Origin of the sequence: Pseudomonas sp. (assembly GCF_037994325.1) — a bacterium.
GTDB lineage: Bacteria > Pseudomonadota > Gammaproteobacteria > Pseudomonadales > Pseudomonadaceae > Aquipseudomonas.
The window spans coordinates 1-16,233 of the sequence record NZ_JBBNAH010000460.1 but is presented as its reverse complement, the minus strand read 5'-3'; the positions used below and the strand labels follow the sequence as shown (position 1 = coordinate 16,233).

Sequence of the window (16,233 nt, the reverse complement as noted above, 5' to 3'; positions counted from 1 at the left end):
GGGGTTTTCGAAGATAAACGCCGGCACCTGCGGGTTGGTTTTGGCCACCACCTTTACCGGGCGCTCGGCGGTGCTCTGACTTTTGCCGGTGCCATCAAAGGCCACGGCGCGCAGGCGCAGGGTGCGGCCTTCAAGCTCCTGCTCAATCGGCAGGCTCAAGGCATACGGCGGAGTCAGGCGACGGCCGACCATATTGTCGTCGAGCCAGAATTCAACGCTTTTCACGCCCACGTCATCGCTGGCAGTGGCATTCAGTTCCAGCACCGAACCGACGGCAATGGTCGCTTCCGGTTGCAGCTCGACGCTAGGCGCGGCGTCTTCAGCGGCGATGGGCAAGTCGACGCCAATCTGCGGATAGCGCTGCAGACGGGCATGCAGGATCAACGGGCTGCTGGTGGGGATTTGTGCACGGGCCAGCAGTTGGCTTTGCTCGTTGCGCTCCAGCACGCCTTCGCTGCCGGTGGGCAATTGCAGCTCCACCGCCAAGCTGTCGGCCAGCGGTGCTTCGCTGCCGTCGTCAAACACGGCGATCAAGCCCGGCAGGCTTTGGAAGCCATTCAAGCGCGGCAACACCAACGGCTGGCCGGCGGCCTGACCGTCGTAGCGCAGAGCGGTCAATTGGCGGCTGTAGTCGACCGTCACCGGCAGGCTGATTTCGGCTAAACCGGGATAGCTCACATACACAGAAACCGCCTGGCCGGCGGTTTCTTCGAGCGGGTAAACAACCCCTTCAGCGCTGACCCAGACTTTGCTGGTGTCGCCGGAGCGGTAACTGATGCCCGTGCCTAAACCGGCCAGCGGCGTCACACCACGGAATTCGAAGTCCACTTCCGGCACCAGACGCGCCGACTGCAAGGCATCGCTAAACACCAAACGGTCGGGGTGCACGCTGATGGAACGGGCGGCTTCATCGACGTTGTCGCCAATAAAACGGATATCGGAATAGCTGTTCTGGTTGCCGGAGGCATCCACCGCCACGGCCTGCACCATCACCAGCGCGTTGCGCGCTACTTCATCGGCGGACAGCGGCTGGTCGAGGCGTTGGCGCAAGGTGTACGAACGCTGGCCATCAGTGCGCGGAAACACCCGTGCGCCTTGCGGCATACGCAGAAAGGCAGTGGCTTCGGCGCGGCTGACCACGCCGCCAGCAGCGCGCAAGTCGGAGGCACGTAGGCCGGTCAGGGTAAAGCTGACGTAGCTGAGGTCAACGTCATCGGCGGCATCAAAACTGGCCACCAGGAACTGGCCGCCGTCGCTTGATTCGATGGCCAACTGGGTCAGCTCCAGTTCAGGCGACTGGCGTTCTTGCTGGAAGGTTTCGCTGTAATCCTGCTTGCTGCCGTCGGCGAACTTCAGCTGCACAGCCGGTTGCAGCGCGCTGGCGCCGTCAATGCGAAAGGTGAAGGAGCAGCTGTTGGGGGCGTCGCTGTCGCGCGCCGCATCAATCGGCAGCAGGCGCTGGGCGGTGGCAACAATGGTGACTTCGGCGAGTTGGCGGCAATCGGTAACAGCCAAGACATAATCGCTGGCGCTGCCGGCCGAACCGAGGGCGCTAGCCGCCCGAATATCGAATTCCGCATCGGCAAACGCGTCCGGCGTCGCCAGCGCGAAGAGCGCGGCGAGCAAGCGGCGAAACCCGGGGAAGCGGCATCCGTGCAGCATATTCGAGATAAAGTTCCATTTAATTTGTGCATACCGCACAAGGCTGTTGATAGACTCAGCCTTGGTGATGGCGGGATGCTATACAGGCGCCCAAGCTATTTCAAGCCTGATACAAATACGTAAATCAGATAACCGGAAAAAATGTGAACCAGCACTCGGAAAGTAGCGAAGCGACAGACGGAGTTATCAGCTGTCTTTGCACTTAAACCGACTGCCGATAGTATTGCCGCGCCATTCCAGGGACGACTCCATGGCCACCGTACTTACTCCCATCACTCAGTTTTTTGCAGTCCGCTCAGTTCGCTTGAGCGCACTGACGGTGCTGACTATTGCCATGTTGGCGACGCTGGGCTGGCAAATAAACCATTTTATTCGCGGTTTAACCAGCCAAGCCCCAGTTGCTGCGGTACAAACCGGCGAAACAACTCAGCCCGACACTAACAATAAACCCAGTAGCTCCCTACTTAGTTTATTTGGCGCAAAAAATCCGGACGCCGATTTAGCCGCGCAAACACTTGAAAAACTTCCTGAAAGTAATCTTAACCTACAAGTTTCTGCGATTTTTTTTATGGCTCGCGCCGCACAAAGTTCGGTGATTCTGGAAGACGGCGACCGCACCATGATTCTCAAGCCCGGCGAGGAAGCGCGTCCCGGAATTGTTGTGCAGGCGATCGAAAGCAATCGCATCACATTGAAACGTAACGGAAAACTCGAACAAATCAGCTTTAAAGGGTTTGGTGAAATGCCAGGCGCTAATACGCCAGCGAATACTTTACCCAGCGCAGCGGAAATCAGTGCCGCCCCGGAAGTAAGTCAAAACAATGACAGCGAAGTTGTCGCCCAAGTGCCCGTCGACATACCCAGCCCAGCACCTGCCGCCGTAGAGCAGAACTCCCCCACTGCCTATCAACAATATATCCAGCGCAAACTCGCGCAGAACAAGTAGTAGAGTGCCCAACGTGTCGATCCGAGCCGTTCTGAAACTGCTGTTGCTGGTGTGCGTATGCACAAGCCCACTTACCTGGGCCGAAGAAGCCGAACCGCAAGCCGGCAATGAAGTGCGGATCAATATGCAGGACACCAATATCCGCTCGTTTATAGAGTGGATTGCCAAAGCCACGGGCAAAAACTTTATTATCGATCCACGGGTAACCGGCAAAGTTACGGTTATTTCCAATGAGTCGATGGCGCCGGAAGAGGCATACCGGGTTTTCCTATCGGTACTACAAGTGCACGGTTTTTCCGCGATTGAATCAGCCGACGCGGTAAAAGTCATTCCCGATGCCAACGCCAAACAGACTGGCGTGCCCCTGGTCGACGACAACGACCTCAACGATGACCAGCTGGTGGTGCGGGTAATTCGCACCGAACACGTGCCGGCGACCCAACTGGTAAACATCCTGCGGCCGATGGTGCCGCAGGTCGGTCATTTGGCGGCCTACCCGGACAGCAATGCGCTGATTATTTCCGACCGCGCCTCGAACATTAACCAACTGCTCAAGCTGGTCGCCGAAATCGACCGCGCCGGCCAGTTCGAGATTGACGTTATTCCGCTCAAATTCGCCAACGCCAAAGAATTGTCGGCCATGCTCGGCACTCTGGTGCCGCAAACCGCTGGCCAAGACGGCGCGAGCAAAATGAGTGTGTCGGTAGACGAGCGCACCAACAGCATTCTGATCTCCGGTGACCCAAGCAAACGCCAGCAATTGCGCGACGTGCTGGCCAGCCTCGACCGCCCCGGCAATATCATTCGCGACACCCAGGTGATGTACCTGCACTACCTCAAGGCCTCCGAGCTTGCGCAGATCCTGCAAAACATCGCCACCAGCCTGCAAAAGCAGGACAAGGATGTCGGCATCAGCACGGCGGAAATCTCCATCCAGGCCAACGACACCACCAACGCCCTGATCATCAGCGCGCCGCCGGCCATTATGAAAACCATCGAAGGTGTGGTGAAACGCCTGGATATCCGCCGCGCCCAGGTGCTGGTGGAAGCGGTGATCGTGGAAGTGTCGAACAACAAAGTGAACGAGCTGGGTGTGCAGTGGAAAACCTCGGAAGCGGCACTGGGCGGCGACGGCCTGTTTGGCGGCTTCAAGTCCTCGCTCAAGGGCAACACCATTGATAGCTTCCCCACCAGCCCGGTCAAATTGGATGCCGGCCTGAGCCTCGGCTTTTACAGCAATGGCTCGCTGCAAGCCTTGGTGCGGGCGCTGTCCACCGATGACTCGATGAACATTCTGTCGACGCCCAACCTGGTTACGCTGGACAACGAAGAAGGCAAAATCGTCGTCGGCCAGAACGTGCCCTTTGTCACCGGCAGCTCCACCAGCGCCTCCAACCCCTCGACCAACCCGTTCCAAACCATTGAACGGCAAGACGTGGGTATCACCCTGAAGATCAAACCGCAGATCAACGAAGGCGACTCGGTCACCCTCAACGTCTACCAGGAAATCTCCAGCGTCAGCAGCGACACCAGCGCCGCCGACATCGTCACCAACAAACGCTCCATCGAAACTCGCGTGCTGATCAAAGACAACATGACCTTGGTACTGGGCGGGCTGATCTCCGACGAGGTTCGCGACTCCGGCGACCGCGTACCGTTCTTCTCGAAGATTCCGATCATTGGCCGCCTGTTTCGCAGCGACCACAAAGAAGTCGCGAAGAAAAACCTGATGGTGTTTATCAAGCCCACCATCATCAACGACTTCGACCACGCCAACGAGCTGACCGAAGGCAAATACAACTTTATCCGCGAACGCCAACTGCGCTACTCGGACCAAGACATCCCCAAAGGCGTGCCCACCCTGCCAGAACGGGTAAACAGCATTGAGAAAGAGCTGAAAGTGGCACCGCCGACGTTGCCGGTGATTACCCAGTAAGGCGAGAGAACGCAGGAGGTGCGCACGCCTATCGCAGCACGTAGGGTGTGTGTGCGCACCACTAAGCAAGAAGCACGACCCGCCAACACACGGCGGGTCGCTTAATCACCGCTTAGCCGATGGTCATCAACGAGGCATTACCGCCCGCCGCCGCGGTGTTAATGCTCAGGGCGTGCTCAATGAGCAAACGCTCCAACGGAATATCCGTTTCGCCTTTGTTCAGGCCATGTATGCCGATGATCGCGCCTTTGCGCTGCGCGGCCAGTTCACAGACGGCGCGCAGTTGGTCGGAGTCGCCGTGGTGGAGGATGGCGTCGAAGCTGACGTCGCTGGTGCTCCAGTCGCTGACCAGCTGGATGCGTTTCTGCACGTCTTTGGGCAAGGCGCTGAATAGCTCTTTGCCGAGCGGCTGTTCCTGCCAGATCACCACGCTACCCACGGCCAACGCAGCGGCCAGTTGCACGAGCAGGTCGCTGCGCTCGTCCGCCAGGCACAGCACGTGTTCGCGTGGCAGCAGACTGTAGGTGTTGCGCTCGCCAGTCGGGCCGGGTAATACGTGCACGCTGCCGCTTTGCGCCAGTTCGCTGAACTGATTGCTGAGGGCGACCACGCTCGGTTCTTGTTTGCCTGCCCACTCGTTAAACGCCTGCAGGGCTTTGCTCTGTTCGCTTGGCAGCTTGCCTGTGCCACCCAACTGCTTGGCCACGGCGTCTTGTGGGCGGGTGGAGAGCAGGCGGTACATATACAGCGGGCCACCGGCTTTCGGGCCGGTGCCAGACAGGCCTTCGCCGCCAAACGGCTGCACGCCGACCACGGCGCCAACGATGTTGCGGTTGACGTACAGGTTGCCGACCTTGGCGCTGTTCACCACTTGGGCAATGGTTTCGTCGATACGCGTGTGCACGCCGAGGGTCAGGCCGTAGCCGCTGGCGTTGATCTGTTCCAGCAGGCTGGCCAGGTCGGCGCGCTGGTAGCGCACCACGTGCAGCACCGGGCCGAAGATTTCCCGTTGCAGCTCAGTGAAGCTGTCCAGCTCGATCAGCGTCGGCATGACAAAGGTGCCGCGTTTGATTTCGTCGGCTTTGGCGCGGGCGGCCTGGAATACCGTGCGGCCTTTCTCGCGCATTTTGGCGATATGGGCTTCGATACCGGCTTTAGCTTCGGCATCAATCACGGGGCCGATGTCGGTGCTCAAGCGCTCGGGGTTGCCCAGGCTGTATTCGGCCATCGCGCCTTTAAGCATTTCGATGACGCGGTCGGCGACATCTTCCTGCACGCACAACACGCGCAAGGCCGAGCAGCGTTGACCGGCGCTGTCGAAGGCCGACGACAGCACGTCGACTACCACCTGTTCGGTCAGCGCCGAGGAGTCGACGATCATGGTGTTCAGGCCACCGGTTTCAGCAATCAGCGGAATGGTGCGGCCTTGGGCATCCAAACGGCCGGCGATAGTGCGCTGAATAATGCCGGCCACTTCGGTAGAACCGGTAAACATCACGCCACGTACACGCTCATCAGCGATCAGTCGCGCGCCAACCGTTTCGCCACGGCCCGGCAGCAGTTGCACAGCGCCGCCGGGCACCCCGGCTTCGAGCAAGATGCGCACGGCCTGGGCGGCGATCAGCGGGGTTTGCTCAGCCGGTTTGGCCAGTACGGTATTGCCGGCGGCCAGCGCTGCCGCCACTTGGCCGGAGAAAATCGCCAGGGGGAAGTTCCACGGGCTGATGCACACCACCGGGCCTAGCGGGCGGTGGCTGTCGTTGCTGAAAAACTCGCGGGCCTGGGCGGCGTAGTAGCGCAGAAAGTCCACCGCCTCGCGCACTTCGGCGATGGCGTTGGCAAAGCTCTTACCGGCTTCGCGCACCAGCAGGCCCATCAACTGCTGCATCTCCCCTTCCATCTGGTCCGCGGCGCGCTCCAGTACCGCAGCGCGCTCGTCCGGCGTGGTGGCTTGCCAGATCTGCCCGCTGGACACGGCGCATAGCACGGCGCTGCGGATATCAGCTTCGCTGGCCTCGCTAACGTGGCCGACGGTGTCGCGGTGATCAGCCGGGTTTTTCACCGCTTCAGCAGCGCCCGGCGCCGGGGTGTCACAACCCAGCATCGGCGCGGCGACGTAGCGGTTGTTGGTGCTGCTCAGCAGCGCCGAGGACAGCGAACCCAAACGGTGTTCGTTGGCCAGGTCGATGCCTTCGGAGTTCAAGCGGGCGTCGCCATACAGTGCGCGCGGCAGGGCGATGCGTGGGTGCGGCAGGCCCAGACCACCTTCGGCGGCAGCCATTTGCTCCACTTGCAGCACCGGGTCGAGCACCAGTTCTTTGAGCGAGATGCTGTGGTCGGCAATGCGATTCACAAACGAGGTGTTGGCGCCGTTTTCCAGCAGGCGACGCACCAGGTAGGCCAGCAGCGTTTCATGGCTGCCCACCGGGGCGTAGATGCGGCACGGTCGGTTCAGCTTGCCATCGGCGATCTTGCCCACCACCTGCTCGTACAGCGGCTCACCCATGCCGTGCAGGCACTGGAACTCGTACTGACCGGGGTAATAGTTCTGCCCGGCGATCTGGTAAATGGCCGACAGCGAATGGGCGTTGTGGGTGGCGAACTGCGGGTAGATGGCTTCCGGCACGGCGAGCAGTTTGCGCGCGCAAGCAATGTACGAAATATCGGTGTACGGCTTGCGGGTGTACACCGGGTAACCTTCCAGGCCGTCAACCTGGGCGCGTTTGATTTCGCTGTCCCAGTACGCGCCTTTTACCAGGCGGATCATCAGTCGATGGCGGCTGCGTTTGGCCAGATCAATCACATAGTCGATCACATACGGGCAACGCTTCTGGTAGGCCTGAATAACAAAGCCGATACCGTTCCAGCCGGCCAGGCTTGGGTCAAAGCACAGGCGCTCAAGCAGGTCGAGGGACAGTTCCAGGCGGTCAGCTTCTTCGGCATCGATATTCAGGCCGATGTCGTAGTGCTTGGCCAGTTGCGTGAGGCTGAGCAGGATCGGGTACAGCTCATCCATTACCCGCTCGTATTGCGCGCGGCTGTAACGTGGGTGCAGCGCCGAGAGCTTGATGGAAATGCCCGGGCCTTCATAAATGCCACGGCCGTGGGAGGCCTTGCCGATGGCGTGAATCGCCTGCTCGTAGGAGGCCAGGTAGCGTTTGGCGTCGGCGTCGGTGAGGGCCGCTTCACCGAGCATGTCGTAGGAGTAGCGAAAGCCTTTGCTTTCCATCGTGGTGGCGTTGGCCAAGGCTTCGGCGATGGTTTCGCCGGTGACAAACTGTTCGCCCATCAGGCGCATGGACATGTCCACGCCCTTGCGAATCAGCGGCTCGCCGCCTTTGCCGATCAGGCGATTCAACGAGGTGGCCAAGCCGGCTTCGTTGTGGGTGGCCACCAGCTTGCCGGTGATCAACAGGCCCCACGAAGCGGCGTTAACAAACATCGACGGGCTGTTGCCCAGGTGCTGGCTCCAGTTGCCGTTGCTGATTTTGTCGCGGATCAGCGCGTCCCGGGTGGCTTTGTCCGGAATACGCAGCAGCGCTTCGGCCAGGCACATCAGCGCCACACCTTCTTGCGAGGACAGCGAGAATTCTTGCAGTAGCCCTTGCACCAAGCCCTGACGGCCGCCAGCGCTCTTCTGGTTACGCAGTTTTTCGGCGATACCCATGGCCAGCTTGTCGGTGGCCTCGGCTTGCGCTTTTGGCAGGCGCGCTTGCTCCAGCAGCATGGCCAACGCTTCCGGCTCCGGGCGGCGGTAAGCGGAGGTGATGGCGGCACGCAGCACCGATTGCGGCAGGATGCTTTCGGCGAAATCGAGGAAACATTGCAGGCCTTGCTCGGTCAGCGCCTCCAACGGCTCTTCACCCAGCGCGGCAGCGATACCGGAGAGCTCCGGCGGGGTCAGACCGCCTTCAACCTGCTCCAGGTAATTGAAGATCGCCTGCTTGATCAGCCAATGCGGCGTGCGGTCGATCGATTGAGCTGCCAGCTTGAGACGCTCGCGGGTGGCGTCATCAAGTTTTACGCCAAGGGTGGTAGTGGCCATTGGTTTTTTCCTAAAGGGGTCGCGCGGTGCAAATTCAGCGTGGATTAAACTCCTTCAAAGTCAAAGGTGCAACCAGGCGCAACCAATTGACCATAGAGTCGTAGAAGACCTTGAATACGAGGCCTGTAGCGGCGTTACCTTTTTGCACTTGCGCGGTGCGCATGCAGTTGCAACCGGTTTTGAGTGCTACAAAATGGATCGTTTTCGGCCAATTCTAGGCAAAGGTGCAACCCGAATTCCCCGCGTAAAAAACCGACGAATGACGTTTAACGTTTGCAGTACACAATTCAAGCGAACCGGCGCGGCGTTGTGCTTGTCTTCACTGCGGCGCTATCCATTACTTCATCGCGAAGGCCCTAATTTTGATAACCCGCTTTATCCGCCCCGAACTCGTTCTGGCCTTGGCCATGCTGGCCCTGACCGGCTGCGGCTCGCACGCGGTACTGCCGCCGCAACCCAGCCCGACTGAGATTCAAAGCAAAGTCGCCAAGCTGATTCCGGCCACGGTGAGCGATCGCCAGGGTTGGGCCAAGGATATTCAGGTGGCGTTTACCAGCCAGAAGCTGGATGCCAGCAACGAAAACATCTGCGCCGTGCTGGCCGTTACCGAGCAGGAGTCCACGTTCACCGCGGACCCTCAGGTGCCAGGCCTGGGCAAGATTGCCCGTGGCGAAATCGACCGCCGCGCCAGTCGCCTACATATCCCAGGCTTTCTGGTTAGCGCCGCGCTGCAACTGCCCTCGCCCAATGGCAAAAGCTACAGCGAGCGCCTGGCCACGGTGCGCAGTGAAAAGCAGCTGAGCGCGATCTTTGATGACTTTATTGGCATGGTGCCGTTAGGCGGGCAACTGTTCGGCACCCTTAACCCGGTGCACACCGGTGGGCCGATGCAGGTGAGCATTGCCTTTGCCGAAGAGCATGCACGCGACTACCCATATACCTACAACGGCACGCTGCGCCAGGAAGTGTTTAGCCGGCGCGGCGGCATGTATTTCGGCACCGCCCACGTGCTCGGTTACCCGGCCAACTACCCGGAACCGTTGTACCGTTTTGCCGACTTTAACGCCGGTTGGTACGCCAGCCGCAATGCCGCTTTCCAGCGCGCCGTCAGCCAACTCAGCGGTATCGACCTGGCCTTGGACGGCGACCTGCTGGCCGCCGGCTCGCTACTGCCAAGCAACACCGAAAAGGCCGTACGCACCCTTGGCAAACGTCTGGATATCAGTGAAGGAGCCATTCGCCGCGCCCTGGAAAAAGGCGACAGCCTGGCGTTTGAAGACACTGATCTGTATGAAGACCTCTACGCACTGGCCGACCAGCGCGCGGGCAAACCGGTACCGCGCGCCATTCTTCCCGGCATCACCCTGCAAAGCCCGAAAATCACCCGCAAACTCACCACCGCCTGGTTTGCCAAGCGGGTGGATGAGCGTTATCGCCGGTGTTTGCAGCGGGCGGGGCGCTAGCCCATCGGCTGCGCCAGCCCGCGCTGAGGGCGCCGATTAGCGGCTAGCGGTGGGCTGCACTTGCGCCAGGTCGCCGTTGGTCTCGGCGGCTTTATTTAGCTCGGCCAAGCGTGCTGTCAGCTCGGCCAACTGGCTGTCTTTCAGCGAGATCAAGCGCTGCAATTTATCCAGTTGCGATTGCAGGTCGGCCACGCGGCTGGACAGCTCTTCGCCTTCACGGCGCGACTGGGCCAATTCTTCCTGGGCCAGGGCCAGGCGGTTGTCGGCCTCTTTCTTGGCGGCGGCTTTGCTGCCTTTGGCGCCATCTTTGTGCTCGGCACGGCTGCTGCCTTGCTCGCCCACCAGGCTGAGCTTGTCGCTGGCGGCTTGCACAGCGGGCGCATCGCCGGCTTCGTTGCGTTTGCGCGCGTCAAGCTGGGCCACGGCTTCGCCTTTCCAGTTCTGCTGTTGCTGCTGGGTTTGCGCCAGCGCTTCGGCACGTTCAGTGGCGTGCAGCTGCTCGCGATTGGGCAGTTGCAGGGTTTGCGCGCTTTTCATGCGGTTGATATTGCCGTTGCTGAAAGCATCCGGGTTCAGGCGTTGGATGGCGAGCATGGCTTGCTGCGGCGAGGCATCACCACGGATGCTTTGGGCGATATCCCACAGCCGATCGTTGTTGCGCGTGCGGTATTGGCCACCGGCTACGGGTGCGTCGCTGTTTTGGCTGGCCGCGGCGGCGACGTTGGACGACGGCACTGGCGCGGCAGCGCGGGCAGCCGGCGCGGCGGCAACGGTGCTCGGCGCGACTGGCGCTGTGGGTTTAACTGCCGGGGCAACGCTGGCCACGGGTGCGCTGACCGGCGCCGGAGCGGCAAACGCGTAGTTTGGCGGGTCGATCAGCAGGCTGTATTCACGCAGTTGCAGACCGTCCGGGGAAATCACTTCGACGAGAAAATTCAGGTACGGCTCGGTAATCGGGCGTGTGGTAGTCACGCGGATCATGCTCTGCCCTTTGGCATTGAGCGTGGTGTCGAATTTTAGCGCCAGCACCGCGCCATCGCGCTCAATGCCGGCCTTTTTGTAGGCCTCAGGCGAGGCCAGGCGCACCTTTAGTTCCTCCGGGCCAAGATCACGCACGCCCTGCAGGTCAATCTGCGCGCGCAGCGGTTGGCTAAGGCTGGACAACACCTGGGCTTCGCCCACGCTCAGGGCCATGGCGGCGTTGGGCAGCAGCGATGCCGAGGCCAAGGCCAGAGCCGTCAGCAGGCGGGGATACTTCTTGAGCATGTCGGCTCTCCTTATCGGTCAACCACGCAAGGGCGCGTGCGGCCGCGCATGATGGCGAGGTTGCCGGCGCCGTATTGCGCGCTCTTGCACATGCTGACGATGGGAGCACAAGGGAAAAGCAAAACTGTGCAGCAGACACGGAAAAAACCACGAAGGTTTCTCAGTTGTTGTGAAGCACTCCGTCATCCCCGCAAAGGCGGGGATCCAACGATTCGCCATCCAATGCCGGAAAGATCGGCGATCGGCCGGTCCATTCTGGGTCCCCGCCTACGCGGGGACGACGGTCGACGGCGATCAGGAAGCGATACTGCTCTGCTCGCGCAGCAACTTGGCGAAGTGCTCGGCGGCCAGTGGCCGGCTGATTAAGAAGCCCTGAATTTCGTCGCACTGCTGGGCTTTGAGGAAGTCCATCTGCGCTTGGGTTTCCACCCCTTCGGCCACTACTTTCAGTTCCAGGCTGTGGGCCATGGCGATAATGGCGCGGGTAATGGCGGCATCTTCGCCGTTGGCGGAAATATCGCGAATAAACGATTGGTCGATTTTTACGAAATCGACCGGGAAGCGCTTGAGGTAACTGAGCGATGAATAACCGGTGCCAAAGTCGTCGATGGCCAGCTTCACGCCCATATCGCGCAACTGCTGGAAGGTGATGATGACGTTTTCGACGTTATCCAGCAGTTGGCTCTCGGTCAATTCCAACTCGAGGAAATGCGGCGCCAGGCCGGTTTCATCGAGCACCTGACGCACCAGGTTGGTGAGGTTGCCCTGGCGCAGCTGGTGTACTGAGAGGTTTACCGACACGCGAATATCGGCCATGCCCAGTACCTGCCATTCACGCGCCTGGCGGCACGCTTGGCGCAAGACGAATTCACCAATCGGCGCAATCAAGCCGGTTTCTTCGGCCAGGCCAATAAAGTCGCCAGGCGGCACCAGGCCCAGTTCCGGATGGCGCCAGCGCACCAGCGCTTCGGCCGAGGACAGAGTGTCCGTGGCCAGGCACAGTTTCGGTTGGTAGAACACTTCCAGTTGCCCCAGCTCAATGCCTTTGCGCAGCTGGTTTTCCAGTTGCAGGCGCTCCAGGGTGCAAGCCTGCAAGTTGTCGGTGAAGAACTGGAAGGTGTTACCGCCCAAGTGCTTGGCGTGCTGCATGGCCATGTTCGCCTGGCTGATCAATGCGCTCATTTCCCGCGCATTTTCCGGCAACAGGCTGATGCCGATGGAGGCGCTAACCACCAACTCCTGGCCGCCCACGGTCATGGGCATACGCAATTTGGTCAGCAAGCGGCTGGCCATGCGCGCCAGGTTGGACAGGCTGCCGTAGCTGTCGAGAATCACCGCAAACTCGTCGCCGGATAGCCGCGCCAGGGTGTCGGCCTCGGGCATGGCTTGGGTCAGGCGCCGGCTCATTTGCCGCAGCAGTTGGTCCGCCACCTCATGGCCGAGGCTGTCGTTCAGCAGTTTGAAACGGTCGAGGTCGATATGCAGCAACGCCAGTGAGCGGTCGCCTTGGCGGGCGCGCTGGCTGGCTTCGTGCAAACGCTCCTTAAACAGTGTGCGGTTGGCTAAACCGGTCAGTTCGTCGTAGTGCGACAGGTAGCGCAGGCGCTCTTCAGCTTCACGACGCGAGCTGAGGTCGGCAAAGAAGCCAACGATATGGCTGACCCGCCCGCGGCTATCGCGCACCACATTGAGCTGCAACCACTGCGGGTAGAGTTCGCCGTTTTTGCGCGTTTCCACCAGCTCGCCTTGCCATTTGCCGCTGTGTTCCAGCTCTTGGCGAATCACCTCGTACTGGCGGCGGGTGTCGCGGCTGCCGATCATCCGCGCAACGGTTTGGCCATGGACTTCCTCGGCGCTGTAGCCGGTGAGGTTGCTGTAGGCCTGGTTAACCGCCAGTACCTTGTAGTCCGGGTCGAGAATAATGATGCCTTCGCTGGCAGCCTCGAACACCAGGCCGGCCAGGCGTTGTTCCTCGTCGCGGCTTTTCCACGCGGTGATATCGCGGCGAGTACCCAGCATGCGCGTGACCCGGCCCGTATCGTCGCGCTCAACCGCCCGGCCACGGTCTTCAATCCACAGCCATTGGCCGTTGGCGTGCAACACGCGGTATTCGATCTGGTAATCGTCGGTCAGGCCCTTCATATGCTCGACCAGAGCACGGCGCAGCAGCGGCAGGTCTTCGGGGTGCAAGCGCGGTTTAAGGTCGCGCAGCATCACGGTGACGGCTTCAGGTTGCAGACCAAACAGCTCGTTGAGGCGCGAGTGATGCACTTCGTCGCTGATCAGGTTCCAGTCCCACATGCCCAACTCGCTGGCTTCCAGGGCCAAGGCCAGGCGTGCCTCGCTTTTGCTCAAGGCGTGGCTGGCGGCGTCCAGCTCCAGGGTGCGCTGGGTGACGCGCATTTCCAGGTCGTTGTGGGCGTAACGCAGTTCGCGCTCGGCGCGGCGGCGCTGTTCAATCTCGCGCGCCAGCTCACCGTTCAGGCCTTCGGCCTGGGTTTTGGCGTGTTCCAGGCGACTGATCAGCGCCAGATTGTGAAAACGCTGCAGCAAACTGCGCTGCACCAAGCGGTTGATCTGCCAAGCCACCACCAGCAAGGCGCCAAACAAGATCAAGCCGAGCAGGCCCCAGCCCTGCTGCGCGGCCTGGCCGGCGAACAATAAATAACCAATGGTGGGCAGCAGGCACGGCAACGCAAAGGTAAGAAAGGCGGTAAGGCTGACGGCATAGGCGACGCTGGCAGACAGAATGGCCGCCGAGATCAGGCCAAACATCAGCACCTGCTGGAAGAACGCATCCGGCGGCACCAGGGCGATGGCGCCGACCGCCAAGGCAATGCCGGAGGCGAAAGCGCCGAGCAGAAACATCTGCCGCCAATGGGGCTTGGCCTGGCGCGAGGGCAAGGCGGCGTTAAAGGCGGCCACCTGAATCAGGCGCAGCACCGCCAGCGTCACCACGCCCACCAACCAACTGGCGAGCAGCAGATCACCACGTGCGCCCCATAACAAATAGGCACAGGCCAGCGCGCAGAGCAGCATAAACAGCGTGGGAATGCGTGAACCCTCGTACAACAAACGAGTGCGTTCCACGGCGATGTCGGTGGCAAACAGCTGACGAATATCTCGATCGGTCTCTGCCAAGGGCAGCTCGAGCGCAAGCCTGGAATTAGCGGTCATAGGCCCTTTTCTTGTAATGGTTATGCCTAGTCGTGGCCGGAGCATACACAACACTGATCCATCGCCCAAGGCTCAATCACGGCATTTTCGCGGTGAATACCCCGTACTTTCGTTAGCACAGCCAGCACCGCTGCGCTGACCCACCAGTCGTCGGCGCTGGCGTTGGTCTCGCAGCGTTTGCCCTGACTACCCCAGCCCCCTAGAATGCCGCGATGCGCGACGATCTCTCCTTTCTGCTTAATTCCCTCAACGATGCTCAACGCCAGGCAGTAGCTGCCCCGCTTGGGCGTCAGTTGGTCCTGGCCGGCGCTGGTTCCGGTAAAACCCGTGTGTTGGTACACCGTATCGCCTGGTTGATCCAGGTGGAAAACGCCTCGCCGCACTCAATCTTGTCGGTGACCTTCACCAACAAGGCCGCTGCCGAAATGCGTCACCGCATTGAGCAGTTGCTGGGCTTGAACCCGGCCGGCATGTGGGTCGGCACCTTCCACGGCCTGGCGCACCGCCTATTACGGGCGCACTGGCAGGAGGCCGGGCTAAGCCAAAGCTTTCAGATTCTCGACAGCGACGACCAGCAACGCCTGGTCAAGCGGGTGATCCGCGAGCTGGGGCTGGATGAACAACGGTGGCCGGCCCGTCAGGCTCAATGGTTTATCAACGGCCAAAAAGACGAAGGCCTGCGGCCCAAACATATTCAACCCAGCGGCGATATGTTCCTGGCCACCATGCGCAGCATCTACGAGGCCTACGAAGCGGCCTGCCTGCGCGCCGGGGTGATCGACTTCTCCGAACTGCTGCTGCGCGCCCTCGACCTGTGGCGCGACCACCCAGGCCTGTTGGAGCACTACCAGCGCCGCTTCCGGCATATTCTGGTGGACGAGTTCCAAGACACCAACGCCGTGCAATACGCCTGGTTGCGCATGCTCGGCAAAGGCGGCGACAGCCTGATGGTGGTGGGCGATGACGACCAGTCGATCTACGGCTGGCGCGGCGCCAAAATTGAAAATATTCACCAGTACTCCAGCGACTTCCCGGATGCGCAAACCATTCGCCTGGAGCAGAACTACCGCTCCACGGCGAGCATTCTCAAGGCGGCCAACGCGCTGATCGTCAACAACAGCGGGCGCTTGGGTAAAGAGCTGTGGACCGATGGTGGCGAGGGCGATGCCATCAGCCTATACGCCGCCTTCAACGAGCACGACGAAGCGCGCTACGTGGTGGAAACCATCGAGGACAACCTGCGCAAAAATGGCCTGCTGCGCAGCGAAATCGCCATTTTGTACCGCTCCAACGCCCAATCACGGGTTCTCGAAGAAGCGTTGTTGCGGGAGAAAATTCCCTACCGCATCTATGGCGGCCAGCGCTTCTTTGAACGCGCCGAAATCAAAAACGCCATGGCCTACCTGCGCCTGCTCGAAGGCCGTGGCAATGACTCGGCGCTGGAGCGGATTATCAACGTGCCGGCCCGCGGTATTGGCGAAAAAACCGTTGAAGCCATTCGCGAGCACGCCCGTCACAGCGACCTGTCGATGTGGGAAGGCATGCGCCAGTTGGTGGCCAATAAAGGCGTGACCGGTCGCGCGGCCACGGCGCTCGGCGGCTTTATTGAGCTGATCGAAAACCTCGCGGCAAAAGTGATGGAGATGCCCCTGCACCTGATGACCCAAACCGTTATCGAGCAGTCCGGGCTGATCACCTATCACAAGGAAGAAAAAGGCGAAAAAGGCCAGGCCCGGGT

General features: G+C 60.7%; 8 protein-coding genes. 4 read left to right on the top strand and 4 right to left on the bottom strand.

Going from position 1 to position 16,233, the window contains the following annotated elements:
* On the bottom strand, positions 1-1,662 hold a 1,662-nt coding region (locus AAAB16_RS15495; RefSeq protein ID WP_340664125.1), incomplete at its 3' end, for an Ig-like domain-containing protein.
* Positions 1,663-1,912: 250 nt separating this feature from the next.
* Here AAAB16_RS15495 and AAAB16_RS15490 point away from each other — a divergent pair.
* Together AAAB16_RS15490 and gspD are read left to right on the top strand one after the other, a co-directional pair.
* Positions 1,913-2,608, top strand: a complete 696-nt coding sequence (locus AAAB16_RS15490) for a type II secretion system protein N (RefSeq protein WP_340664124.1) — start codon at positions 1,913-1,915, stop codon at positions 2,606-2,608.
* 13 nt (positions 2,609-2,621) lie between these two features.
* Positions 2,622-4,544, top strand: a complete 1,923-nt coding sequence (gspD, locus tag AAAB16_RS15485; RefSeq protein ID WP_110615992.1) for a type II secretion system secretin GspD — start codon at positions 2,622-2,624, stop codon at positions 4,542-4,544.
* A 112-nt stretch (positions 4,545-4,656) separates the two neighbouring features.
* Here gspD and putA read toward each other — a convergent pair whose 3' ends face one another.
* Positions 4,657-8,589 (bottom strand): trifunctional transcriptional regulator/proline dehydrogenase/L-glutamate gamma-semialdehyde dehydrogenase, encoded by a 3,933-nt coding sequence (gene putA / locus AAAB16_RS15480; RefSeq protein WP_340664123.1) that lies wholly within the window; start codon positions 8,587-8,589, stop codon positions 4,657-4,659.
* 407 nt (positions 8,590-8,996) lie between these two features.
* On the opposite strand from putA, the gene AAAB16_RS15475 reads away from it, so the two are divergent.
* The gene (locus tag AAAB16_RS15475) at positions 8,997-10,052 is read left to right on the top strand and encodes a DUF1615 domain-containing protein (RefSeq protein WP_340664126.1); all 1,056 of its coding nucleotides are present in this window, start codon (positions 8,997-8,999) and stop codon (positions 10,050-10,052) included.
* A 36-nt stretch (positions 10,053-10,088) separates the two neighbouring features.
* Here the strand turns inward: AAAB16_RS15475 and AAAB16_RS15470 are convergent, their stop codons facing one another.
* Both AAAB16_RS15470 and AAAB16_RS15465 read right to left on the bottom strand, forming a co-directional pair.
* Positions 10,089-11,318, bottom strand: coding sequence for a FimV/HubP family polar landmark protein (locus AAAB16_RS15470; RefSeq protein ID WP_340664122.1), 1,230 nt, complete (start codon positions 11,316-11,318; stop codon positions 10,089-10,091).
* A gap of 294 nt (positions 11,319-11,612) precedes the next feature.
* A complete protein-coding gene (locus AAAB16_RS15465; protein ID WP_340664121.1) occupies positions 11,613-14,495 on the bottom strand; it encodes an EAL domain-containing protein in 2,883 nt (960 codons plus the stop codon).
* Between the two features lie 212 nt (positions 14,496-14,707).
* Between AAAB16_RS15465 and AAAB16_RS15460 the strand changes: the two genes are divergently transcribed.
* Positions 14,708-16,233 (top strand): UvrD-helicase domain-containing protein (locus AAAB16_RS15460; protein ID WP_340664120.1); only part of this gene is annotated, 1,526 nt, incomplete at its 3' end.

What these genes read in the sequence shown, in the direction of transcription:
- AAAB16_RS15490 (WP_340664124.1), top strand. Translation starts at nt 1,913, where the DNA reads ATGGCCACCGTACTTACTCCCATCACTCAGTTTTTTGCAGTCCGCTCA.
- putA (WP_340664123.1), bottom strand. Translation starts at nt 8,589, where the DNA reads ATGGCCACTACCACCCTTGGCGTAAAACTTGATGACGCCACCCGCGAG.
- AAAB16_RS15475 (WP_340664126.1), top strand. Translation starts at nt 8,997, where the DNA reads ATGCTGGCCCTGACCGGCTGCGGCTCGCACGCGGTACTGCCGCCGCAA.
- AAAB16_RS15470 (WP_340664122.1), bottom strand. Translation starts at nt 11,318, where the DNA reads ATGCTCAAGAAGTATCCCCGCCTGCTGACGGCTCTGGCCTTGGCCTCG.
- AAAB16_RS15465 (WP_340664121.1), bottom strand. Translation starts at nt 14,495, where the DNA reads ATGACCGCTAATTCCAGGCTTGCGCTCGAGCTGCCCTTGGCAGAGACC.